The sequence below is a fragment of the Ochrobactrum sp. SFR4 genome (assembly GCF_019730395.1).
GTDB lineage: Bacteria > Pseudomonadota > Alphaproteobacteria > Rhizobiales > Rhizobiaceae > Pseudochrobactrum.
Genome location: NZ_JAAPBB010000007.1, coordinates 17,731 through 41,993, shown reverse-complemented (window position 1 = coordinate 41,993; position 24,263 = coordinate 17,731). Strand labels below are relative to the sequence as shown.

The window sequence follows — 24,263 nt, the reverse complement described above, 5'->3', positions numbered from 1 at the left end:
GAAAATATTTAAATCATCTCAGATGAATCTTTTTACGTAAAAACCGCACTAATCATCTGAACCCGCAGCTAAAAACACAAAAGGGGCGGAATTTCCGCCCCGCTGTGTCAGGATAATGTTGCTAACAAGTTTTCTTTACTGTGCTCAAATCCGGAAGCCAGCCATGCCGCCTCCAGTGCTTTGAGCTGCTTGCCAAGCTCGGGACCTTTCTCAAAGCCCAGCTTCATCAGATCAGCTCCGCTAACCGGAAATACCGGTATCTCCGCATGTTCTGCCACATCCAGCAAACGACTATATTGCCCTGCCCGCATCATCGCCTGATTATCATTTTCAGCTTCTGCGCGCGCAGACACCAATGCCAGTTTAATCCGGTCAACCAATGCCTGCCGTGAGCCGCCATAGATAAGCTTGATCAGACCTGTCTCTGATAGTTCCGGCTTTGGCACATCAGCCAGCGCCCATGCCTCAAGACGGGCTTTATCCGCATTAGACAAACGCAGTCTCTTGCCAAGCTCAGCCATGCGCGCTGCATCCGGCGGCACAATCGCCTGCAAACGCAACAGAGCATCCGGCTTCCAGCCCAGATCGCGCTCAGAGCGCACCAGCGCATGAATAGCATCAATGCCCCATTTCTCACTCTCCGGCAAAATCTGGGTCAGCACACCGGATTGACGCATCCATAGCAATGCGCGTGACGGATCGGGGGCAGAAAGCAGCTTTTTCAGCTCTGACCACACCCGTTCGGCGGACAATGTTTGCAAATGGCTTTTCAGCTTGGCACAGGCTTTCAGCCCCGTCGCATCCGGCCGCCCTGAGCCATACCACGCGAAGAAACGGAAGAAGCGCAGAATACGCAGATAATCTTCCGTAATCCGTGTCTCCGCATCACCGATAAAACGCAACTCGCGCTTTTCAATATCTGCAAGCCCGCCGACATGATCCACCACTTCACCATTGGCACGGACATAAAGCGCATTAACGGTAAAGTCCCGCCGCTCGGCATCAACCTGCCAGTCGCGGCCAAAAGCGACTGTGGCCTGCCGTCCGTGTGTTTCCACATCGGCGCGCAGCGTTGTCACCTCATAGGGCACACCATGGGCAACAACAGTCACTGTGCCATGGTCAATGCCGGTCGGCACGACTTTAAAACCACATTTTTCGGCGCGCGCTTTGGTCTCTTCCGGCAGGGTTGTGGAAGCAATATCAATATCACCCACCGGTTCACCCAGAAGCGTATTGCGCACGGCACCGCCAACCACCCGCGCCTCTTCACCATCTTCTGAAAGTGCTGCCAGCAATTGCTGCAAAGACGGCACGGCAAGCCATTCCGCACGATCTGCAATATTCAGCACTGTCATTGTCTTTTTACTCACGCATAGAGCCTTTCATAGAGGCTGCGGATAATCCCCGCTGTTGCGCCCCAGATATTCCGATTCTGATAATGGATGGCATAGAAAAACCGCTCATGCCCTGCAAACATCCGGCTCTCGCGCTGATGTTGTTGCGGGTCCATCAGAAAATGCAGCGGCACTTCAAAAATATCAGCCACCTCATCGGGATTGGCTTGGAGTTCAAACGGTGTCTGTATCACAGCCAGCACCGGCGTAATCGTATAGCCGCTGCCGGTCATATATTGCGGCAAACGGCCGAGCGTCTGCGTCTGTCTTGCATCCAGTCCGATTTCCTCATGGGCTTCACGCAGAGCCGCATGTTCAGGACTCAGATCCTCAGCATCAATCTTGCCGCCGGGAAAAGCGACCTGACCGGAATGGCTGCGCATTTGTGCATTGCGCGTGGTCAGCAGTACACTGGCATGGTCACCATGATCCACCACAGGGATCAGCACCGCCGCCGGTTTGAGTTTAATTTTCAGCCGCGGATCAGCTCCCGTCATTACATGAGAGGCAGTCCATTGCGGATTGAGCGCATGATCGCCGGACAAAGGCAGGCCGCCTGAATCAAATTCATCAGATCCCGCCATAACGCTTTGTTTCTGTTCAACTCTCCGCATCAGATCCTGTGCGGTAAAAATACGATCAGTCATCAGATCTTTCATTCTGTCACTGTAAATTTTCAGCAGCCATCACCGGAAATATCCGGCCATTGGAACGCAGGGCAAACATCCGCTGTCCGTCAATCATCAGTTCCTCCCCGAGAGCTGCCAGATCATACATAACCGCACGGCTGACCAGCGCCTCCAGACGCCCTCTCACCAATATATAAGGTTTGAAACCGCCGGTTTCACTATCGGTCACAAAACGCAACGGATGCTGCTCCCCTGCCTCAACCACATCACCGACATTGGTGCGGAAAGTGAGAACCTGCGTCTCCCCCTCACCGGAAACATGCATCTCCACAGCATTGAAATGCGCATCCTCCACCCGAATGGCGATTTTCTCAACCGGTGTCACCAGATAGGTTCTACCGTCGGCATCCTTGCGCAGCACAGTCGAGAACAAGCGCACCAATGCAGGGCGGCCGATTGGCGTGCCCATATAGAACCATGTGCCATCGGCTTTGATTTCCATATCCAGCTCGCCGCAAAAATCCGGCTCCCAGCGCTCCACCGGCGGCAGACCTTTGCCTTCTTTGCCTTCAGGCAACTGACTGGCGGCACGGCGCATCAGCGCATCAAGTCCGCTTGCAGAATGAGAATCAACATCGGCAGTTTCTTTATTTTTCGATATATTACCGCTGTTCATTTCAGTTTCCTGTTAAGACCTGTGCCTGACAGTCCGGTGCATTCCGGTTAATGCGAACTGTGCCATTTACGCTCCCGTCAGCATGACATAGTCTTGCCCGATGATTCAAGTAAACCAGATAAAGCATCTGATCTGGAATAAAGAGGACATCATGAATTTTACCGCTGCGTCGAAAATTGATCCTGATGCCGTGATACGGGCTGCCGATCAGGCTGCCAGTGACATTAATCTGATCCGCCAGCAAATCGGACAGGTTATTTACGGTCAGGAGCAGGCGGTTGAAAATACACTGGTCGCTTTGCTGGCCGGTGGCCATGCCCTGCTCGTCGGTGTACCGGGGCTTGCCAAAACCCGTCTGGTGGAAACGCTGGGTACTGTCCTCGGCCTTGATGAAAAGCGCATCCAGTTTACACCTGATCTGATGCCGTCCGATATTATCGGTTCTGAAGTCATGGATCAGGACAGCGACGGACGCCGTTCATTCCGTTATATTAAAGGGCCGGTTTTCGCCCAGCTGCTGATGGCCGATGAGATCAACCGTGCCTCCCCGCGCACGCAGTCTGCTTTGTTGCAGGCGATGCAGGAATATCATGTCAGCGTTGCCGGTCAGCGCCATGATCTGCCAAGCCCGTTCCATGTACTGGCAACCCAGAACCCGCTGGAACAGGAAGGCACCTATCCGCTGCCGGAAGCGCAGCTCGACCGTTTTCTGATGCAGATCGATCTGGATTATCCGGATATCGATGCGGAACGTGCGGTGCTACTCAACACCACCGGCACAGCACAGGCACGGCCAGCCAAAGTGATTGAAGCCGCGCGATTGCAGGAAATCCAGCAGCTGATCCGTCAGATGCCGGTACCGGAAACCGTGCTTGAAGCCATTCTGAAGCTGGTGCGCTCAGCCCGTCCTGATGCCGATAACGACCATGCGAAAAACCATATCAGCTGGGGTCCCGGCCCGCGTGCCGGACAGGCACTGATGCTCTGCACCCGCGCCCGCGCGCTCTATGAAGGACGCCTTGCTCCTTCTGTTGATGATGTGAAAGCCTTGGCAGAGCCGGTTCTCCAGCATCGTATGGCTCTGAACTTTGCCGCGCGCGCTGATGGTGTGGGCGTGCGTGATGTGATTGCCAAACTGACACAGGCGCTCAACTGATGACAGCAACCGGTGCCATAACCCGTTCTGAACAGGCTGTCGACCTGCTGGCGCACTCGCGCAGGCAGGCAGCACTGATGCCTGATCTGATCACGCAGGCACGCCATATTGCCGGCTCTGTCATCAATGGCTGGCATGGCAGGCGCAAACGCGGCACCGGCGATAATTTCTGGCAGTTCCGGCCTTATATGCAGGGTGATATGCTCTCGCGTATCGACTGGCGGCGCTCAGCCCGTGACGATCATACCTATATGCGTGACCGTGAATGGGAAACGGCGCATACAATCTGGTTATGGTGTGATCCGTCGCCGTCTATGCTCTATCAGTCCCGTTTCAGTCCGGTTTCCAAACAGCATCGCGCATTGGTGCTGACGCTGGCTTTGGCCGAATTGTTCAGCCGCTCCGGTGAACGTATTGCTTATCCTGATGTATTGCCGCCATTGCTCGCCCGCAATGGTGCAGAGCGTCTGGCAACCGCCTTATTGCAAACCGGTACTTTAGCAGCGCAACCTGATCTTCAGCCTTTGCAGCGTTTTAATGAACTGGTGCTGATCAGCGATTTTCTGCAGCCTGCCGATATACTCAGCACCCAGCTTGACCAGATTGCCAGACGCGGTATCCGTGCGCATCTCATCGCCGTTGTCGATCCTGCAGAGGCGGATTTTCCGTTTTCCGGCCGCACAGAATTCAGGGACCCTGTGTCCGGTCAAATTCTCGTCGCCGGTCGTGCGCAGAATTATGCGGAAGATTATCGCAGGCTCTATCAGGCACAGCGTGATTTTTTGCGTGAAACCTGCACCCGTTTTGGCTGGAGTTTTATCACCAGCACTACAGATAAACCGGCAGCACAGGCTCTGACCACATTATATGGCTTTCTCGGACATCTTTCTTCCACCGGCGGAGGCGCCGCGTAAATGCCGCTGATTTTTACTGCTCCGTGGCTGCTTGCCGGTCTTCTCACTCTGCCCGTAATCTGGTGGCTGTTGCGTGCAACGCCGCCCAAACCGGCACAGGAACCGTTTCCGCCACTTGCCATCCTCGCCAAGATTGCCCGTCATGATCAGGAGGCCAGTAAAAGCCCGTGGTGGCTGACGCTGCTGCGTCTGGCTCTGGCCGCTCTGGTGATCTTCGCCGTTGCAGGGCCGGTGTGGAAACCACAGCCGATCACTTTCACCGGTGCGCAGCCGGTTGTCATCATGATCGACAATGGCTGGGCTTCAGCGCCGCAATGGGCAGCTTATGAAAATCAGGCGCAATGGCTGATCGCCAATGCTGAGAAAAATGATGCGCCGGTCTATCTGATTGCCACTGCCGACCCGCAAAACACAGCAAGCGGGCCTTTCACGGCCGCGCAGGCGCTGGAACGCTTACAGGCACTGGAACCGCGCGCTGTTCCGGTTGAACGTCTGGCTGCCGCTGAACGTCTTGGCACTGCTCTGAACAATACAGCTGACAGCCGCATTTTTTATCTGAATGACGGACTGGAGACTGCGCAGGATCAGCAAGCCTTTACGGCTCTCGACAAGCTGAATGCCACGACCATCCAGCTGATTATGCCGGACAGCCAGCAGCTTTTTGCTGTTCAGGGGGTAGCCAATCAGCAAAACGCATTGGTAATTGATCTGTTGCGTCCGTCCAATGATGTGCAGGCAGCCAAAGTTCAGCTCAGCGCCTATGATAATCAGGGGCGTGTGCTGGCGCAAACACAGGCGGATTTTGCCGAGAAAGAAACCAAGACCGTAGCGCAAATGACCATTCCGGTTGAGTTGCGCAATGATATTGCCATGGTGCGGGCAGATCAGATGCGCCATGCCGCAGCCACATGGCTGCTGGATGAGAATAACCGCCGCCGCCGTGTCGGCCTGCTGGATGCAAGTAATGCGGACAAAGCACATTCGCTGTTATCGCCATTGCATTATATTTCCTCGGCGCTGGCACCTTTTGCTGACCTTATTAACGCCAATGATCGCGATCTCAGCCAGTCAGTTGACCGCCTGCTGGAACAGAAACCCTCCGTCATTGTTTTGTCGGATATCGGCAGACTGCCGGAAAACACAGCGGCGAAACTGATGCAATGGGTTGAAAACGGCGGCACATTGCTGCGTTTTGCCGGCCCGCGTCTGGCGGCAGCACAAAGTGATACAGACACCAAACGCGATCCGCTGCTGCCGGTACAGTTACGCAGCGGCCAGCGCAATCTTGGTGGTACTTTGTCATGGTCAACGCCGCAGCCCGTTGCGCCTGCACCGGAAAACAGCCCGTTCCGCAATATTCAGCTGCCCGATGATGTCACAGTGTTGCGCCAGGTTCTGGCAGAACCATCACCGGATCTGATGCAAAAAAGCTGGCTCAATCTTGCCGATGGTACACCACTGATTACCGGCGAGAACCGTGGTGCGGGGCGCTTGGTTCTGTTTCATATCGCGCCGGATATCGGCTGGTCTAATCTGCCGCTCTCAGGCGGGTTTGTTGATCTTCTGCGCAGGCTTACCGAAACATCCGGCGCACAGGCCGCCAATACAGCCGGTGAACAAACAATTACACTGCCTGCTTATCGTCTGCTGGATGCCGCAGGCAATCTGACAGGTCAGCCCGCCGCCGCGCAGCCGCTGGTGATTGAAAAAGGCAAAACACCGGAAGCATCCCTGCTTAATCCGCCCGGACTTTACGGCACAGAACAGGCTTATAAAGCACTGAACCTGATGAAGAGTGATACAATTCTGAACCCGCTTACCAAACCGGAAATAACGACCAATCTTGCAATGGTACCGGCCACCAAGGCACAGACAGTTAATCTGCAAGGTCCGTTCTTTGCGCTGGCCGCAATATTGCTGGCGCTAGATGGTTTGCTGATGCTGTGGATCGGCGGCACCTTCTCACGAAACAGGTCGCACAGTTTCACCGGCAAAGCGTCCGGCACAGTGAAATCCCTGCTTATCCTGTTCGCTTTATCCGCAAGTCTGACAGCTATGCCCTTCATAGTGCAGCCGGTTCTGGCACAGGAAAAACAGGTCAGAGACGACAGTAAGCCTGAGGATCAGGCAAAGATTGACGTGCTGGATGTTACCCATCTCGCTTATGTCATTACCGGCGACAAAGCGACAGATGATGTAAGCCGTGTCGGGCTCACCGGTCTCAACCAGTTTGTTGCGGATAAAACTTCACTGGAACCCGGTGCACCGGTCGGTATTAATCCCGAAAAAGATGAACTCGCCTTCTATCCGATGATCTATTGGCCGGTTGATGAAAAAGCATCTTTTCCGAGTGAAAAAGCGCTGCAGCGCATTGATGCCTATATGCAGCAGGGCGGCACGGTGATTTTCGACACCCGCGACCAGCTCTCCGGCGATACCGGCGGATTGAATGGCACCAGCCCTGCCACCCAGCGCCTGCGTGATATGCTGGATGCAATGAATGTCCCGCCTCTTGCACCCGTTGCCGATAATCATGTGCTGAGCAAAACCTTTTTCCTGATGCCGGATTTTCCCGGACGCTATCGCGGCAGCCCGCTTTGGGCGGAAGCTCCTGCCGATAATCTGGATGCCGCTGACCAGCCCGCCGACAGGCCTGTTCGCAACGGCGACGGCGTCAGCTCGATCCTCATTACCGCCAATGATCTGGCCGGTGCATGGGCGATGGATGAAAACTGGCAACCGCTATATCCGACCGTGCCGAATGATCCGATGCAGCGGATCTATGCGCTGCGCGGCGGTGTGAATATGGTTATGTATGTGCTGACCGGTAATTACAAAGCAGATCAGGTGCATGTGCCCGCTTTGCTGGAACGGCTGGGGAACTGATGATGAGCCTGTTTTCCCTGCATTTCTCCCCCCTGCTACCACCGCTTTGGCTCGGGCTTTGTCTGGCTCCGCTGGCTCTCATTACTCTGGCTGGCTTGTTCCTGCGCAAACGCGGCAGCTGGCTGCGTTTTGGCGGTTTTGCAGCGCTTGCACTGGCCTTATTTAATCCGGAGATTACGCGCGAACAGCGCGAGCAGCTTAAAACCATTGTCGGCATTGTGGTTGATCGCAGCGCCAGCCAGTCTCAGGGCAACCGTACACAGGATACAGATTCTGCGCTTGAAGCGCTGAAACAAAAGCTCGGCGCACAATCCGATATTGAAACACGGATTATCGAAGCCGGTTCCGGTACTGAAAACCGTGACAATACACGCTTATTTACAGCCCTGAATGAAGGCCTGCGCGATGTGCCGCCGTCACGCATCGGCGGTGCGGTTATGATTACTGATGGTCAGGTTCATGATGTGCCTGCCAAAACAGACGAGCTGAATTTTAAGGCACCGCTTCATGCGCTGATTACCGGCACCGGCGATGAATTCGACCGCAGTATCCGCTTCATCCGCGTGCCGCGCTTCGGCCTCAGCGGCAAGCCGCAGGAACTGGTTTTCCGTGTGGAAGATGCCGGTAAAATTCCGGTGGATGCATCACAGTCCAGCGTCACCATCCGTATCAATGGCGAACTGGTCGCCACAGTTCCGGCGGCTATTGGTCAGGATGTTAAAACCGAGATCACCCTGCCCCATGCCGGTCGTAACATTGTGGAAATCGCCACAGAACCGCTGAACGGTGAAGTCACCGCCGCCAATAATCAGGCCGTTGCACTGATCGATGCCATCCGCGAAAATCTGCGTGTGCTGCTGGTATCCGGTGAACCGAATAATGGCGAACGCACATGGCGCAACCTGCTGAAATCCGACACATCTGTCGATCTCGTGCATTTCACCATTCTGCGTCCGCCGGAAAAGCAGGATGACACGCCGATCAATGAATTATCGCTGATTGTCTTTCCGACGCGCGAATTATTCGTCGATAAAGTAGAAGATTTCGATCTGATTATTTTCGATCGCTATCAGCACCGTAATGTGCTGCCGCTGCTCTATTATGATTATATCGCCCAATATGTGCAAAATGGTGGTGCCCTGCTGATCGCCGCAGGCCCTGAATATGCAGACAGTATGTCGATTGCACGCACGCCGCTGCTTAGCGTTTTACCTGCATTGCCAACCGGTGATGTCACGGAAAAAGGCTTTTATCCGCGTCTGACGGAAGCCGGTAAGCGCCATCCTGTCACACGCGGGCTGGAAGGCAGTGAACAGGAACCGCCGCAATGGGGGCGCTGGTTCCGCTCGATTGATATTGCCACACCGCAGGGCGAAACCGTCATGCAGGGACCTGACAACAAGCCGCTGATGGTGCTCGGCCATCAGGGTAAAGGCCGTGTCGGTATGTTGCTGTCCGATCAGGGCTGGCTCTGGGCGCGTGATTTTGAAGGCGGCGGGCCATACGCATCGCTCTATCGCCGCATGGCACACTGGCTGATGCAGGAACCGGAGCTGGAAGAAGAAGCGCTGACGGCCAAAGGCACTGCGGATCGTCTGGAGATTACCCGCCAGACTATGAGCGACAAGGCTGCTCCGGCCAAAGTCACCACGCCATCCGGCAAAATCATTGAAGTGCCGCTGACGCAATCCGTTGCCGGACAGTTCACAGCGCAATTACCGGCCGATGAACAGGGACTGTATAAGATTGAGAACGGCGATTATTCCGTGCTCGCCCATGTCGGCAATGTGGACACGCCGGAACTGCGCGACAGTATTTCTACAACACAAAAATTACTGCCTGTGGCGCAGGCCAGCGGCGGTAATGTTCTGCGTCTGAAAGAAACAACTGAACAGGCTGCAATCTCCGTGCCCGATGTTTCGCTGATGAACCCGTCGCAAAAACAAAGCCCTGCCACTCTTCTGGGGCTGCGGCCTACTCAGGATACAAGTCTGGTTGCAGTGCATCGCATTCCGCTTTTCACCAGCCTGCTGGCTTTAGCCGCACTGCTGCTTATTCTCGGCGGCACATGGTATCGTGAAGGGCGATAGAGCATTTCACAGTCAAGTTGAATCAACTTGACGGCAGTGATAATGCGACCGCTCAAGAATCCAGAGCGTATCCCGAAAAATGTGAAGCGCCTACGCAGGGAAATCAGTTCACTGGACTGATTTCTCGTCCTGCTTCGATCGGAAAAGATACGCGGCAAATAAGGAAATGAAGCGGTTTCAGATCACTGAAACCGCTTTTTACATCAAAGCTGGTTGAGATGCTTAACCTGCCCCGCCAGCTGATTGAGCGTTGGGCCTGACAGAGTTTCAGCTCCCGGCAGAATACAGGCAAGAAGCCGCTCCGGATTAACCGGTGCCGGCATAATCACCTTATTGGCATCCACTTTTTCAAAGCCGAAAGCATTATAATAAGGCGCATCGCCAACAAGCAGGCTCAGCCTGTGCCCTGCTTTTGCTGAGGCTTCCATCGACTGGTTCATCAGTATCCGGCCAATGCCGCGGCTTTTCCAGCCATCCCGCACGACCAGCGGCCCCAGCAGTAAAGCAGGTGTAGTGCCGATAGCAATCGGTGTCATTCTGATTGAGCCGATCAGCCTTCCGCCATGAAGAGCCACAAAAGACAAGTCGCGGTCATGCGCCCCGCCCTCGCGGATACGCGCAGCGGCACGGACAAATCTGCCCGGGCCAAAAGCAAGCGCATTGATTTCTTCGATTTCCGCATCGTGGGCGCAGGTTTCCTGCGTGTAAGTCAGTTCAGACTGCAACATGGCACATCACTATTTCAGAGATTTAGACTTCAGAATTATCGCGTGATTTGTCGCCGCTATCGGGCATAAAAACGCAAACAGGTATCCACCGGTGCCGCGCACCGTTTACAATTTCATCGTCGGATGAACTGCAGACCTGTCAATTCCGTTCTCCTGAAAGGTGAATAGCCGCAAACTGATGCGGTGTGTTTGCTTAACATCATTTTTTTTGATCGTAAAGAGCCGAGCCGAAAAACAAAACATCGTCCTGTTTTCAGGACAGCGTGTTTCGTAAAAACAGCCAGATCAGGCGAGACTTTCCGATATTATGTATTACATTAAGGATACGAATTTATTGGCAGCAACTGTTGATGAGCAATCCGGTTCCGCCATCAGACAAAAGGAATATTCTTATGGGTCTCTTAGTTGACGGCAAATGGCACGACCAATGGTATGATACGAAAGCCACAGACGGCCGCTTTGTCCGCTCCGCTTCGCAATTCCGCAACTGGATTACAGCAGATGGCAGCGCAGGCCCCAGCGGCACCGGCGGTTTCAAAGCCGAATCCGGCCGCTATCACCTCTATGTATCACTGGCCTGTCCGTGGGCGCACCGCACACTGATTTTCCGCGCACTGAAGAAACTGGAAAATGTCATCAGCGTCTCTGTTGTTGATTATCTGATGGCGGAAGAAGGCTGGACACTGACCGGCAAAGACGGCGCAACGCCGGATCATCTCTATGGTGCCAAACGCCTCTATGAAATCTATACCCGTGCCGATCCGAACTATTCCGGCCGTGTCACCGTGCCGGTTCTCTGGGACAAACAGCAGCAGACCATTGTCTCCAATGAATCCGCTGAAATCATCCGCATGCTCAACACCGCCTTCAATGAATTCGGTGACGCGTCGCTTGACTTCTATCCCGAAGATCTCCGCGCAGAAATTGATGCAATGAATGAGTTCGTCTATCCGAACATCAATAACGGCGTTTACCGTGCAGGCTTTGCCACCTCTCAGGAGGCCTATGAAGAAGCCTATAGCAATGTGTTTGATGCTCTGGACAAGATCGAGACCATTCTCGGCAAACAACGCTATCTTACCGGCTCCCGTCTGACTGAAGCGGACTGGCGCCTGTTCACCACACTGATCCGTTTTGATCCGGTCTATGTCGGCCATTTCAAATGCAATAAAGCACGGATTGCCGACTATCCGAATATTTCAAATTATGTGCGTGAGCTTTATCAGATGCCCGGCGTTGCCGGTACAGTGAATTTCACACATATTAAAAACCACTATTATATGAGCCATAAAACGATCAACCCGACCGGTGTCGTCCCCCTCGGCCCGCAGCTTGATTATGATGCACCGCATGACCGTGCCCGTTTCAGCTAAGCCCGCATATTAAGTGACAGTTTTATCACACCGCATAGCGAACATACCGTTATGCGGTGTTTTATTATCTGCAATTGATTTCAATCAATGGAAAGCCGCCTGCCCGCTGTCAGTTTGCCTTCATTCTCAGACTTTAAGGAAAACAGACATGGCTATCCTCCCGGCAAATCGTCATACATGTGCTCTTCTGGCCGCAACTGCTCTCACCGCTATCGCTATGCAGCCTGCACTGGCCGCAGATGCGATCATCGCACCGGTTGAACCGCAGGTATCAGAGCCACTTCCGGTGGCACTCAGCCCGTGGCAGGTTCGTGTACGTGCGCTTGGCGTCATCACAGAAAATAAAGGCCATGTGAATGAAGTTCCGGGTTCCGGCCTGAAATATTCCAACACAGTGGTACCGGAACTCGATATTTCCTACTACTTCACCAATAATATTGCAGCTGAACTGATCCTCGGCACTACCTATGCCAATGTTAATGGTAAAGGCGCGATCGACGGTCTGGATGTCGGTAAAGTCTGGCTGCTGCCACCAACTCTGACCTTGCAATATCACTTCACAGATTTCGGCGCGTTTAAGCCTTATGTCGGTGCCGGTGTGAATTACAGCATCTTTTACAACCAGAAATCTCATGATGCCGATTATCTGAAAGTTAAAAACACTTTCGGCGGCGCACTTCAGGTTGGTTTCGACTATATGATCGACGATCATTGGGGCTTCAACTTCGACGTGAAGAAACTCTATCTGCGTCCTGATTTTGATGTAACCGTTGGCGGCGCTCAGATGAGCGGCAAAGCCAAACTTGACCCATGGCTGATCGGTACCGGTATCACTTACCGCTTCTGATATGAGTCATTAAAAAAGCCCGCTGAAAAGCGGGCTTTTTTGTATCTCAAATCTTATTCCGCACCGATCAGATCACCCCAGCCGGCGCGACGCGCCTGCGCAAACAAGGCTTTGTCCCGTTTGGTAATCAGATGTTCTGCAACCTGTCCGTCATCGCTGCATAGTTTAGCAATAACTTTCCCGCCACCGGTTTTCGGCTGCATCAGCACCCGCTGACCTGAAAGGGATACCGGCTGACGGCTGACAGCCAGATAACTAAACTTTTCATCCTCCCAAGGCACATCTGCCTCTTTGGTCAGACGGTGGATTTTGGAACGCGCCACGCGGCGGGAGAAATGACACCAGTCCGGTGTCTGCACAGCGCAAGCCTGACTATGGGTGCAAGGCGCTGCGAGATGCCCGCCCAGAGCCTGCAATTGTGCTCTGGCATCGAGAATGCGCTGCCAGCCTGCCGGTGTTCCGGGCTCCACAATCACAAACATACCTTCCGTCAGGTTCCATAATTGCACAATCAACTGTTGCCGTGCAGGCTCATTCAGTTCATCCAGCACATAGGCCAGTGTCACAAGTTCTGCAGCTTTGGCGTCTTTCAGCCCCGTTGTCACATCGGCAGCACGCCATTGCACATCGGCCACCGGCGCATGAGCGGAAAGCTTCTCGCCCACAGCGCGGATTGCATTGCTGCCTTCCAGAAGAAGCGATGTTTCAATCTCCTGCCAGACGACAGATGCCGCCCATAATGCGGTTCCGGGTCCTGCACCAATATCCAGATGACTGCGCGGGGCAAATTCAGGGCTGATATCAGCCGCTTGTTGCAAAGCAGAGGTCACAGCGGCAAAAGTCGCAGGCAAACGCGCAGCCAGATAGGCATGTGCTGCCAGTTCGTCGGATAGATGCCATTTTCCATCGCGCGTCTCGGCACGGTAACGACGGCTGAGGATGCCGGAAGCCCGCTGCAGATCCGCCAGCGCCACGCCTTGCAACTGCGCATCTACAGCCTGTCTCAATGCTGCCGGTAATTCCATAATTCTATCTCACGTAAAAAAACTCTGCCGCGCTATAGAGCATTTCCAGCAAAAGTGTGAAACGGTTTTGCGTAGGATAATGCGACAAAGAAATAAATAGAGCGGTTCCCTTAAACAGGAACCGCTCTAACACGCGGCAGAGCAATTTAAAACATTAACAATTGCGGCAATCAGCGTTCCAGAACCTGACGGATATCCACCAGATTGGAGCGTACGCGCAGAATGTGGAAACCCATCGTCGTCAGATGGGACGGCGTGAACCATGCATCCTGACGGCCATTGGAAACGATGGTTGGCTGCATATCCAGTGCCGAGCGTAATTGTTGCTCCATTGTATCCCACAAACCATCGAGATGCTTCTCAGCCAACACAGCTTTAAAGTCAGAATGCGTTGCGCGGATCAGTCCGTAATAAGCGTAGAGCTGACCATAGGCGAACCAGAACCGGTCATCGGCACGGGTATCAAACCAGCCTGCATGATAATTATCAGAACGGTCTTTCAGAATGGCAGATGTCGAGCCGAGATCGCTGGCAATACGATCCACATACTGGATCAGATTGTCCGCACGGGCATCGAAAGTTGCCTCGCATTTTTCAAGACGCGCATTGAAAGCACGCAGCTCTTTAATAGCGGAACGATAATAGCTTGGTGTCGGTGTTTTCGGGCCAAACGGGCTTAAGCCGAAATACCATGTATCCTCACGGAACTGCATATTACCGCGGGCTTTTTGCAGATCATTATCAATCTGCGACGTGCCGCGCAGGCGGCCGAGAGAATCCACCAGTTCAATCGTTGTGCGGCGTACTGCCGAATGCACACCGCGCTGGAACGAGGCTTTATTATCCAGAAACGGTGTCCGGTCCCAATCCAGCCCGAAGAAACCTGTTTTATAGAACAGCATGGAAGAGACCCATGCATTCTGGTTCACATTGAAATCGGTCAGTTCAGCGGTCACTTCAGCCAGAGCCGATGGTGCACAAACCCGCGCCCCTGCTGGTTGCGATAAAGCCATTTGCGGCGCAGGTTGCTGGCTGGCTGGCTCAGTCGAAGGCGCTGCATTATTTGTCGTGCTATCATTATTCCCAGCGGCACCTTCCGCTGGCAGTGCCGTCGGATCAGCAGGCGATGTGCTTTCTGCCGATGATGGTGATGGGGCTGACGGTGATGTAAGCGCTTTTGACGGCTCGACAATTTCACCGGGTGTGACAGCACTTTGATAGGCATATTTTGCAGGATAATCCGGATCAAAATTCGTCCAGACCTGTGTCTGCACTACGAAATAACCATACAGGCCCGCCCAACCGATAACGGCTACGGCGATAAGGGTTTTCCACAAGACGCTGAGGCTCTGAAAAACGCGCCACAACGCGCCGAAAGGCACTGCGATCAGCCGCACAAGTGCTGCAATCATACGCCCTATAAAAGCAAAGATATTTCCGATGACCGTCACGATCTTGTCCTTTGTGTCAGCTCTTGCCCCACGTCCTGAACAGAACGCAGCCCGAAAGGTATTTTCCTGTAAACCCTTGCATAGTTTCAAAGAAATACGCAACAGCGCCGGATTTTTTAAACAGCAATCATTCAATCCGATACAACCTGCTCAGCACGTCTTACCTGAAACAGGCACAAGCGGCACCAGTATGTCCGGCACCGGCGCCTTACAGAGAAACCCGGCGCTTTACAGAGAAACAATGTCATTACGACTTTGATATAAACCGCAACAGCGCAGGTTCAACCGGTGAGTCTGAATTTAATTTTCAGCTTTAGCCTTGAAATTACTGCATATTATTTTTAGCCTGCCTCATTCCGACGTTAATTGTCGTGTTTGCGGATTCCATGATCACAAAACTGCTTGAAGACTCCGGACTTTGATGCTTGTTTAGATTTGGGACCGGGACATGTCGCGCAAAACAGTGCTGCGGTTTTCTGATCAAACTGCATAAGAACAAACAACAGAGCAGTTTCGGGGAAGCGGAAATGCTCTGCTATAAATAAATATAATCCCGTCGATGGAGATATTCATGCGTTTTCTGCCAGTGAAACATCTGTACCCTGCCAACCTGTCCTTCGCTAAAAGCCGCAAATCCGTGCTGGCACTCACCTGTGCCGCATTAATGGCGGGCAGTGCCGGCAGTGCATGGGCGGCAGAACCTGAAGCCTGTTCCACAATCCGCTTCTCTGATGTCGGCTGGACAGATATTACCTCGACCACAGCCGTTGCCACAGAAATTCTCAAAGGTCTTGGCTATAAAACAGACATTAAAATTCTGTCTGTGCCGGTGACCTATGCTTCGCTCAGCAAAAAAGATATCGACGTGTTCCTCGGTTTCTGGAACCCGTCCATGGCTGCTGATCTCCAGCCATATCTTGATGACAAGACCGTCATCACCCTGCGCACCAATCTGACCGGCGCGAAATACACATTGGCAGTGCCTGCTTTCGCCTATGATGAAGGTCTGAAAAGCTTTGCCGATATCGCAAAATTCAAAGATCAGCTTGGCAATAAAATTTACGGTATTGAACCGGGCAATGACGGCAACCGCCTGATCCTCGACATGATTTCCAAAGGTGCTTTTGATCTGAAGGGCTTTGAACTGGCAGAGTCTTCCGAGCAGGGTATGCTGGCGCAGGTTGCCAAAGATATTAAAGCCAAGAAGCCGGTTGTGTTCCTCGGCTGGGAACCACATCCGATGAATTCCCGTTTTGAAATGCGTTATCTGGAGGGCGGCGACGACTTTTTCGGCCCTAATCTCGGTGGCGCGAAAGTCGAGACCAATATCTGGAACGGCTACACAGAACAATGTCCGAATGTCGGAAAGTTTCTGAGCAACCAAGAATTCACCCTTGAAATGGAAAACCAGATCATGGGTAAAATTCTGGATGATGGTGAAGATCCGGCCAAAGCAGCAGCGGCATGGATCAAAGCTAATCCGGATGCACTTAACGCGTGGCTGAAAGACGTTACCACTTTTGATGGTAAAGACGGCCTTGCAGCTGTCAAACAAACTTTCGGTCTCTGACCGGTAAACAGACAATCTGCTGCCGGTATCATACGGGCAGCAGATTTACCGGTGCGACTATTCATGGTTTTCACAAACCAAACCCGATTGAAAAATATACTGACAGGAAAACGGGGACCTGACTTTTGGACTGGCTGACATCACAAAAAATTCCCGTCGGGCGTACAGCGAAAAATACTGTCACCTGGTTAACTGAAAATCTGAGCTGGCTGTTTGATGGTATTGCCGCCATCATGCAGACATTGATTGACGGTTTACTGGCCGCGCTCAAATTTCCGCATCCCTTTATCCTGATTGCCATTTTTGCAGCAATCGCATGGGGGCTGCAAAGAAAAGTCTCGACTGTCATTCTGACGATTATCGGGTTTTTATTCATCCTCAATCAGGGTTATTGGGATCAGACGCTGGAAACCCTGACACTGGTTCTGTCGGCCTGTTTCATCTGTATGGCGCTTGGCGTACCATTAGGCATTGCAACGGCACACCGGCCCAAACTCTATGCGGTGGTGCGCCCGATCCTTGATCTGATGCAGACATTGCCGACCTTTGTTTATCTCATTCCGGCGATTGTATTTTTCGGTATCGGTATGGTGCCGGGTCTGCTGGCAACAGCCATTTTTGTGCTGCCCGCCCCTGTCCGCCTCACCCATCTCGGTATTTCCTCAACGCCGGAGCATCTGAGAGAAGCCGGAGAGGCTTTCGGCGCTTCGCGTCGCCAGCTGCTCTGGAAGATTGAACTGCCTTATGCCATGCCGCAAATTCTGGCTGGTCTTACCCAAACCATCATGCTGTCTTTGTCGATGGTTGTGATTGCAGCGCTTGTCGGCGCTAACGGACTCGGCGTACCGGTTGTGCGTGCCCTTAACTCGGTCAATACCGCGCTCGGTTTTGAAGCAGGACTGGTGATTGTGGTTGTCGCCATCATCCTCGACCGCATTTTCCGTCCGGGCAGGGAAAAATAATCATGGCCTCTATCAGTCTTCAGAATATCAGTATTGTTTTCGGCAATAAAACGGACAAGGCGCTGGATCTTGCCGATCAGGGCTTTACCCGCTCGGAAATTCAGGCAGAAACCGGCCATATTCTCGGCGTGCATAATTGCTCCCTCGATATCCGCGAGGGTGAGCTGCTCGTCCTGATGGGATTGTCCGGCTCCGGAAAATCCACGCTTTTGCGCGCGATTAACCGCCTCAACCCGATCAGTCGCGGGTGTGTTACCGTTTATAATCAGGGTGCCGAAATCAATGTAACAGCAGCCGGCACTGCACAATTACGCGCTCTGCGCACCCATGTGGTGTCCATGGTGTTTCAGCAATTCGGCCTGTTGCCATGGCGTACGGTTGAAGACAATGTCGGCTTCGGCCTTGAAATTGCGGGCTTAAGCAAACAGGCGCGCAAGGAAGCGGTACAGAACCAGCTGGAACTGGTCGGATTGCAGGATTGGGCAAAACGTAAGGTCGGTGAATTATCCGGCGGTATGCAGCAACGTGTCGGTCTTGCCCGCGCCTTTGCAACCGGCGCACCAATCCTGCTAATGGATGAGCCCTTCTCCGCGCTCGATCCGCTGATCCGTGCACGCTTACAGGATGAGTTGCTGCATTTGCAGGACCACCTGAAGAAAACCATTGTCTTTGTCAGCCATGATCTGGATGAGGCAATGAAACTCGGCAACCGCATCGCGATCATGGAAGGCGGCCGCATTATTCAATGCGGAAGCGGGCAGGATATTTTGCTTAATCCGGCCGATGATTATGTGGCTGATTTTGTGGCGAATATGAACCCGCTGGGTGTGCTGCTCGCTGCCGATATCATGTCTCCGCTTGACCGCAGCGCCCCGCCACGCCCTTTTGCGGCAACGGCAAAACCGGAAACCGCTATTCAGGATATTATGCAGGCGATGGTGCGCAATAATGGCGACGTCGGCGTTGTGCATAATGGTGCGATTGTCGGCAAAATTTCTGCCGATGATGTGGTGCGCAGCCTCACCCGCCACCGAAGATAATTTTAAACCTGCAAACAAAACGCCGCGCTGAAAGATCAGCGCGGCGTTTTTATTATCACTGTAATCAAGGTTTAAGCTGCTGAACGCTTTTTCGCACGTTCAGTCACACGCTGACGAATACTTTCGATATCCGAACGCGGAGTGGCCGAGAACAGTTTCTTCGTATAGTCATGACGCGGATGGTTAAACACCTCGTCACGTGTACCATATTCAACAACCTCACCGTAATACATCACCATCACCTCATCGGCGATATAGCGCACCACAGACAAATCATGGCTGATGAAAACATAGGTCAGTTCAAACTCTTCTTGCAGATCAGCAAGAAGATTAAGCACCTGCGCTTGTACAGAGAGATCGAGCGCCGAGACCGGCTCATCCAGCACCAGAAGGCGCGGGCTGAGCATCAAAGCACGGGCAATCGCAATACGCTGGCGCTGACCGCCCGAGAACATATGCGGATAGCGATTGAAGTGCTCACGGCCAAGACCGACTTTGAGCAACATCTGCATCGCTTTTTCCTGACGCTCTTTCGCTGTCATATTGGTGTTCAGCAGCAGTGGTTCTGCAAGCACATCACCGATTTTCTGACGCGGATTGAGCGAACCATACGGGTTCTGAAACACGATCTGCACACGCTGGCGCATTTCATGAGTCAGACCATCGGTAGCAATATTCACCGGATGACCGTCAATCAGCAATTCGCCGGATGTCTGCGGGTCAATCAGAGTCAGAATGCGGGCAAGTGTTGACTTGCCGCAACCGCTTTCACCAACGATAGCCAATGTCTTGCCCTTCTCGACCGAGAAGCTGACATTTTTCACAGCATGGACAGTTTTCGCCTTGGAAAACAAACCGCCGCCGGTGTGATAATCCCGCACGATATTACGGGCTTCAAGAACGATCTCACTCATTGGGCAGCTCCTGACGATGCGGCATTCTGCAAAACAAAATCCGAAACCGTTGGCAAGCGGTCACCGGTTGCATTTTCCGGCAGAGCTGAAAGCAGCGCTTTGGTATAAGGATTCTGCGGATTCTCAAACAATGAGAGCACATCCGCATCTTCCATTTTATGACCTTTATACTGCACGATAACGCGGTCTGCGGTTTCTGCAACAACCCCCATATCATGGGTAATCATAATCAGCCCCATACCGTGCTCTTCCTGCAAACGCATCAACAGATCAAGGATCTGCTTCTGAATGGTCACATCAAGCGCAGTTGTCGGTTCATCCGCAATCAGTAGTTTCGGGTTGCAGGCAATCGCAATGGCAATCATCACGCGCTGGCACTGACCACCGGACATCTGATGCGGATAGCTGCCCAGACGGTCGGCGGCATCACGAATGCCCACCAGTTGCAGAAGCTCAATCGCACGGGCACGGCGCTGCGCTTTACCCATATTCAGATGGAAACGCAGAACTTCCTCAAGCTGGAAACCAACGGTGAAGCACGGGTTAAGGCTGGCAATCGGCTCCTGAAAAATCATCGAGATTTCACGACCGATAATTGTCCGGCGCTCTTTCTCACTCATATTGAGCAGATCACGGCCGTCAAACAGCATTTTATCCGCAGTGACTGTTGCAGTCTTCGGCAACAATCCCATCACCGCCAGCATACCAACGGATTTGCCCGAACCGGATTCACCGACGATGGCCAGAACCTCACCGGCATCGACAGAAATATCGATGCCGTCCACGGCCTTGAAAGCACCTGTTGACGTGTCAAAGGCAACTGTCAGGTTTTTGATTTCTAAAAGAGCCATTTATCAGCTCCTCTTCAGTTTTGGATCAAGCGCATCGCGCAGACCGTCGCCAACCAGATTGATCGCGAGAACCGTAATCAGAATGGCAAGCCCCGGGAATGTAACAACCCACCATGCACGGGTGATAAACTCACGCGCTTCAGCAAGCATTGTACCCCATTCCGGTGTCGGCGGCTGTGCACCCATGCCAAGAAAGCCCAGAGCAGCAGCATCAAGGATCGCATTGGAGAAGGACAAAGTACCCTGCACGATCAGCGGTGCCATGCAATTTGGCAGAATGGTTTTGAACATCAGACGCAGACGGCTGGCACCGGCCAGACGGGCTGCAACCACATATTCACGGTTCTTTTCTGCCATCACGGCTGCACGGGTCAGACGCGCAAAATGCGGCTGCAAAACCAGCGCGATAGCGATCATCGCATTCATCAGACCAGGTCCGAGAATTGCGACCAAAACCAACGCCAGAATAAGCGACGGGAAGGATAGGATGATATCCATCACACGCATGATGATTGTATCAACCACGCCACCGAAGAAACCGGCGATCAGACCAACGGTCACACCGGAAATCAGCGAAAGCACGACCACAACAAGACCGATAAACAGCGAATATTGTGAACCGTAAATCAGACGGGACAGAACATCGCGGCCAACCGCATCGGTACCGAGCAGAAATGCGGCTTTACCGCCTTCCTGCCAGGCCGGCGGGGTTAGCAATGCATCGCGATATTGCTGTGTCGGATCATGGGGAGCCAGCAAAGGTGCCAGAACAGCCACCAGAACCAGCGCTACGAAGACGATCAGGCCGAGAACCGCACCGCGGTTAACGCTGAAATAATACCAGAAATCGGCAAGCTGGCGTCGCAAAGACACATCAACTGACTTTTCCATTGGTACAGTAGAATTACTCATTGGAAGCCTCACTTATGCCGGATGCGCGGGTTGATTAAGCCGTAAAGCAAATCAACAGCCAGATTAACGACCATCACAAGGATGGCGATCAGAAGCAAACCGCCCTGAACAGATGGATAGTCACGACGGAAAATACTGTCGATCATCCATTTGCCGATCCCCGGCCAGGAGAAAATAGTTTCAGTCAGAATAGCACCGCCAAGCAAAACGCCGACCTGCAAACCGATTGTGGTAATAACCGGAATAAGCGCATTGCGCAGAGCATGCAGTCCGATAACACGACGCTGGCCAAGGCCTTTAGCGCGTGCTGTGCGGACATAATCCTCACCCAATACTTCAAGCATAGCCGAGCGGGTCTGACGTGCAATAACCGCCATCGGAATTGTTGCCAATACGACTGTCGGCAGGATCAGATGCGAAAGCGCAGAGGTAAAAGCCCCCTTCTGTCCCGAAAGCAGACTGTCAATCAGCATAAAACCGGTAACCGGCGGGAAAAAATACATCAGTGAAATACGGCCGGAAACCGGTGTCCACTGTAAAATACCCGAAAACAGGATGATAAGCAGCAGGCCCCACCAGAAAATCGGCATGGAATAGCCGACCAGCGCTACGCCCATTGATGTCTGATCAAACCACGAACCGCGCTTAACCGCCGCGAAAACACCGGCAGGAATACCGATCAGAACCGCGAGCACAATAGCACACAGCGCCAGTTCGACTGTCGCCGGAAAAAGCGTGAAAAACTCGGTAATAACCGGTTTTTTGGTAACCATGGACATGCCGAAATCGCCGTGTAGCAAATTCCAGATATAATCCAGATATTGCTGCCACATCGGCTTGTCAAAACCGAACTGCTTCATCAGCTCCGCATGTCGCTCCGGCGATACGCCGCGCTCACCTGCCATCAGCAGGACCGGATCACCCGGCAAAACGCGTACGAAGCCAAAAGCAAGAATAGTGATGCCGAAAAATGTCGGTATCAGATAGGCAATTTTGCTTAAAATGAATCGTATCATGAATATAGCAAGACCGGGCGCTGAAATATTTCATCCAGCGCCCGGTCATTCTCCTTTTAAGAATTACTCGGAAATATCAACACCGTCGAAACGGTAATCACCGAGCGGGCTCATCTTAAAGCCCGTAACTTTGGCAGACATCGGCACATAAACTGTGGAATGTGCCAGTGTGTTCCAAGGAGCCTGCTCCTTGAAAATTACCTGTGCCTGTTCGTAGAGCTTAACGCGCTCTGCCTGATCGGAAGTGACTTTCGCCTTCTGGATCAGATCTTCAAATGGCTGGTAGCACCATTGTGCACGGTTGTTGCTGCCAACACCGGAACAGCCGAGCAGAACGCCGAGGAAGTTATCCGGATCACCATTATCACCGGTCCAGCCGAGAATAACTGCGCCGTCACGATCTTTTTCGCCGGACTTCTTGAGATATTCACCCCATTCCATCGAAACGATCTCAGCTGTTACACCGACTTTGGCCAGATCGGCCTGCATCAGCTCAGCAGTACGACGTGCATTCGGCATATAAGGACGGCTTACAGGCATCGCCCAAAGCTTCATCTTCAGATCTTTTACGCCGGCCGCTTCCAGAGCCTTTTTCGAGGCTTCAGGATCATATTTGTCGTCTTCAATCGCGTTATTGTAACCCCACATTGTCGGCGGGATCGGGTTTTTGGCAACCTGACCGGAACCCTGGAACACGGCCTCAATAATCGCCTGCTTGTTTACAGCCTGATTGAGTGCCTTACGTACTTCCGGCTTATCGAAAGGCGCAACAAGGGTATTATATGCAAAATATGCAATATTCAGACCGGCCTGTTCGTCAACCTTCAGATTGCTGTCAGCCTGCAAACCTTTGATATCTGCCGGAGCCGGATAAGACATCAGATGGCATTCGCCGGCTTTCAGCTTCTGCGCACGAACTGCGGCATCGGTTGTGATCGCGAAAACCAGATCGTCGATTTTCTGTTTTTCAGCCCAGTAATCAGGGTTCGCTTTAAAGCGGATAACCGCATCTTTCTGATAGGCTACAAAAGTAAACGCACCTGTTCCGACCGGGAACTGGTTGAGGTTTTCTCTTTTACCTTCTGCTTCCAGCTTGTCTGCATATTCTTTCGACATAATGGATACGAAAGGCATCGCAATATTGGCAAGGAATGGTGCTTCAGGACGTGTCAGCACGAACTTAACGGTATTATCATCAACTTTGACGATATCCTTGATCAGCGTGCCCATTTCCATACTGTCGAAATATTCGTAGGAAATACCGGCAGTATACTGGTGCCAGGAATTGTCTTTGTTGCGCTGACGGTCGAATGAGAACAAAACGTCATCAGCATTGAAATCGCGGGTTGGTGTAAAATAATCCGTTGTCTGGAATTTTACGCCTTTACGCAGATGGAATGTATATTCCAGACCATCTTCGGACACTTCCCATTTCTCAGCGAGACCTGGCTCAACAACAGTTGTACCGTTCTCAAATTCAACCAGACGGTTATAAACCGGATGCGCAGACGCATCAAAAGTATCACCACCTGTATAAGGTGCCGGATCAAACCCCTCCGGCGATGCCGGCGAGCAATATACCAGCGTCTTTGCGGATGCAGCGCCGGAAAAACCCGCCATCATGGCAGCGGTCAGCGCAGTCGCAGCAAGAAGTTTAGTGTGAAATTTCATTATAGGCCTCCACCCGATAACAAGCTGCAACGCCCCACGTCGCAGTCTGAGGCGTAAAGAAGCATTTTGCGCGGCAAAAAGGCAAGTTGAATTTACGTCTTGGTCAACGGCGCAGAAAAAATAATTCTGCTACATAATTAGGCGGAAAAAATATA

20 protein-coding genes are annotated in these 24,263 nt (G+C 52.7%); 9 read left to right on the top strand and 11 right to left on the bottom strand.

Features of this window, described 5'->3' with window-relative positions; translation table 11 throughout:
• Positions 1 to 107: 107 nt before the first annotated feature.
• The 3 genes from HBA93_RS10495 to HBA93_RS10485 form a co-directional block, all read right to left on the bottom strand.
• On the bottom strand, positions 108 to 1,358 hold the full coding sequence (locus HBA93_RS10495) for a CCA tRNA nucleotidyltransferase (protein WP_221723335.1): 1,251 nt from the start codon (positions 1,356 to 1,358) through the stop codon (positions 108 to 110).
• Between the two features lie 11 nt (positions 1,359 to 1,369).
• Entirely contained in the window at positions 1,370 to 1,981 is a 612-nt protein-coding gene (locus HBA93_RS10490; protein WP_502910088.1) for a CoA pyrophosphatase, read from the bottom strand.
• Positions 1,982 to 2,060: 79 nt separating this feature from the next.
• On the bottom strand, positions 2,061 to 2,624 hold the full coding sequence (locus tag HBA93_RS10485; protein WP_286201875.1) for a DUF1285 domain-containing protein: 564 nt from the start codon (positions 2,622 to 2,624) through the stop codon (positions 2,061 to 2,063).
• A gap of 229 nt (positions 2,625 to 2,853) precedes the next feature.
• Here HBA93_RS10485 and HBA93_RS10480 point away from each other — a divergent pair, with 229 nt between their 5' ends.
• The 4 genes from HBA93_RS10480 to HBA93_RS10465 are packed head-to-tail and all read left to right on the top strand — an operon-like array spanning position 2,854 to position 9,748.
• Positions 2,854 to 3,858 (top strand): AAA family ATPase, encoded by a 1,005-nt coding sequence (locus HBA93_RS10480; protein ID WP_221723242.1) that lies wholly within the window; start codon positions 2,854 to 2,856, stop codon positions 3,856 to 3,858.
• Complete coding sequence (locus tag HBA93_RS10475) at positions 3,858 to 4,772, top strand: DUF58 domain-containing protein (protein ID WP_221723241.1); 915 nt, start codon at positions 3,858 to 3,860, stop codon at positions 4,770 to 4,772. Before HBA93_RS10480 ends, HBA93_RS10475 begins: the two co-directional genes overlap by 1 nt.
• Positions 4,773 to 7,658 (top strand): DUF4159 domain-containing protein, encoded by a 2,886-nt coding sequence (locus HBA93_RS10470; protein ID WP_221723240.1) that lies wholly within the window; start codon positions 4,773 to 4,775, stop codon positions 7,656 to 7,658.
• Positions 7,659 to 7,660: 2 nt separating this feature from the next.
• A complete protein-coding gene (locus HBA93_RS10465; RefSeq protein WP_221723239.1) occupies positions 7,661 to 9,748 on the top strand; it encodes a glutamine amidotransferase in 2,088 nt (695 codons plus the stop codon).
• A 203-nt stretch (positions 9,749 to 9,951) separates the two neighbouring features.
• Here HBA93_RS10465 and HBA93_RS10460 read toward each other — a convergent pair whose 3' ends face one another.
• Positions 9,952 to 10,476, bottom strand: a complete 525-nt coding sequence (locus tag HBA93_RS10460) for a GNAT family N-acetyltransferase (RefSeq protein ID WP_221723238.1) — start codon at positions 10,474 to 10,476, stop codon at positions 9,952 to 9,954.
• Positions 10,477 to 10,868: 392 nt separating this feature from the next.
• On the opposite strand from HBA93_RS10460, the gene HBA93_RS10455 reads away from it, so the two are divergent.
• Both HBA93_RS10455 and HBA93_RS10450 read left to right on the top strand, forming a co-directional pair.
• Positions 10,869 to 11,849: a glutathione S-transferase family protein gene (locus tag HBA93_RS10455; RefSeq protein ID WP_221723237.1), complete on the top strand. Its 981-nt coding sequence runs from the start codon at positions 10,869 to 10,871 to the stop codon at positions 11,847 to 11,849.
• Positions 11,850 to 11,997: 148 nt separating this feature from the next.
• A complete protein-coding gene (locus HBA93_RS10450; RefSeq protein WP_116087839.1) occupies positions 11,998 to 12,696 on the top strand; it encodes an OmpW/AlkL family protein in 699 nt (232 codons plus the stop codon).
• Positions 12,697 to 12,749: 53 nt separating this feature from the next.
• On the opposite strand, the gene HBA93_RS10445 is transcribed toward HBA93_RS10450, so the two are convergent.
• Together HBA93_RS10445 and HBA93_RS10440 are read right to left on the bottom strand one after the other, a co-directional pair.
• Complete coding sequence (locus HBA93_RS10445; RefSeq protein ID WP_221723236.1) at positions 12,750 to 13,721, bottom strand: small ribosomal subunit Rsm22 family protein; 972 nt, start codon at positions 13,719 to 13,721, stop codon at positions 12,750 to 12,752.
• Between the two features lie 170 nt (positions 13,722 to 13,891).
• On the bottom strand, positions 13,892 to 15,133 hold the full coding sequence (locus HBA93_RS10440) for a DUF2333 family protein (RefSeq protein ID WP_221723334.1): 1,242 nt from the start codon (positions 15,131 to 15,133) through the stop codon (positions 13,892 to 13,894).
• Between the two features lie 703 nt (positions 15,134 to 15,836).
• On the opposite strand from HBA93_RS10440, the gene HBA93_RS10435 reads away from it, so the two are divergent.
• The 3 genes from HBA93_RS10435 to choV all read left to right on the top strand — a co-directional run bounded on the left by HBA93_RS10435 (position 15,837) and on the right by choV (position 18,744).
• Positions 15,837 to 16,742, top strand: a complete 906-nt coding sequence (locus HBA93_RS10435) for a choline ABC transporter substrate-binding protein (RefSeq protein WP_221723333.1) — start codon at positions 15,837 to 15,839, stop codon at positions 16,740 to 16,742.
• 125 nt (positions 16,743 to 16,867) lie between these two features.
• Positions 16,868 to 17,704 (top strand): choline ABC transporter permease subunit, encoded by an 837-nt coding sequence (gene choW / locus HBA93_RS10430; RefSeq protein WP_121991539.1) that lies wholly within the window; start codon positions 16,868 to 16,870, stop codon positions 17,702 to 17,704.
• 2 nt (positions 17,705 to 17,706) lie between these two features.
• Positions 17,707 to 18,744 carry a choline ABC transporter ATP-binding protein gene (choV, locus tag HBA93_RS10425; protein ID WP_121991540.1) on the top strand — a complete coding sequence of 346 codons (1,038 nt, stop codon included), beginning with the start codon at positions 17,707 to 17,709 and terminating at the stop codon, positions 18,742 to 18,744.
• A gap of 71 nt (positions 18,745 to 18,815) precedes the next feature.
• Here the strand turns inward: choV and HBA93_RS10420 are convergent, their stop codons facing one another.
• The 5 genes from HBA93_RS10420 to HBA93_RS10400 all read right to left on the bottom strand — a co-directional run bounded on the left by HBA93_RS10420 (position 18,816) and on the right by HBA93_RS10400 (position 24,108).
• The gene (locus HBA93_RS10420; RefSeq protein WP_121991541.1) at positions 18,816 to 19,658 is read right to left on the bottom strand and encodes a dipeptide ABC transporter ATP-binding protein; all 843 of its coding nucleotides are present in this window, start codon (positions 19,656 to 19,658) and stop codon (positions 18,816 to 18,818) included.
• Positions 19,655 to 20,509, bottom strand: a complete 855-nt coding sequence (locus HBA93_RS10415) for an ABC transporter ATP-binding protein (RefSeq protein ID WP_221723235.1) — start codon at positions 20,507 to 20,509, stop codon at positions 19,655 to 19,657. Before HBA93_RS10415 ends, HBA93_RS10420 begins: the two co-directional genes overlap by 4 nt.
• 3 nt (positions 20,510 to 20,512) lie before the next feature.
• Positions 20,513 to 21,421, bottom strand: coding sequence for an ABC transporter permease subunit (locus HBA93_RS10410; protein ID WP_121991543.1), 909 nt, complete (start codon positions 21,419 to 21,421; stop codon positions 20,513 to 20,515).
• Between the two features lie 8 nt (positions 21,422 to 21,429).
• Positions 21,430 to 22,437 carry an ABC transporter permease subunit gene (locus HBA93_RS10405; protein ID WP_022710096.1) on the bottom strand — a complete coding sequence of 336 codons (1,008 nt, stop codon included), beginning with the start codon at positions 22,435 to 22,437 and terminating at the stop codon, positions 21,430 to 21,432.
• Positions 22,438 to 22,500: 63 nt separating this feature from the next.
• Positions 22,501 to 24,108: an ABC transporter substrate-binding protein gene (locus HBA93_RS10400; RefSeq protein WP_221723234.1), complete on the bottom strand. Its 1,608-nt coding sequence runs from the start codon at positions 24,106 to 24,108 to the stop codon at positions 22,501 to 22,503.
• Between the last annotated feature and the right edge of the window lie 155 nt (positions 24,109 to 24,263).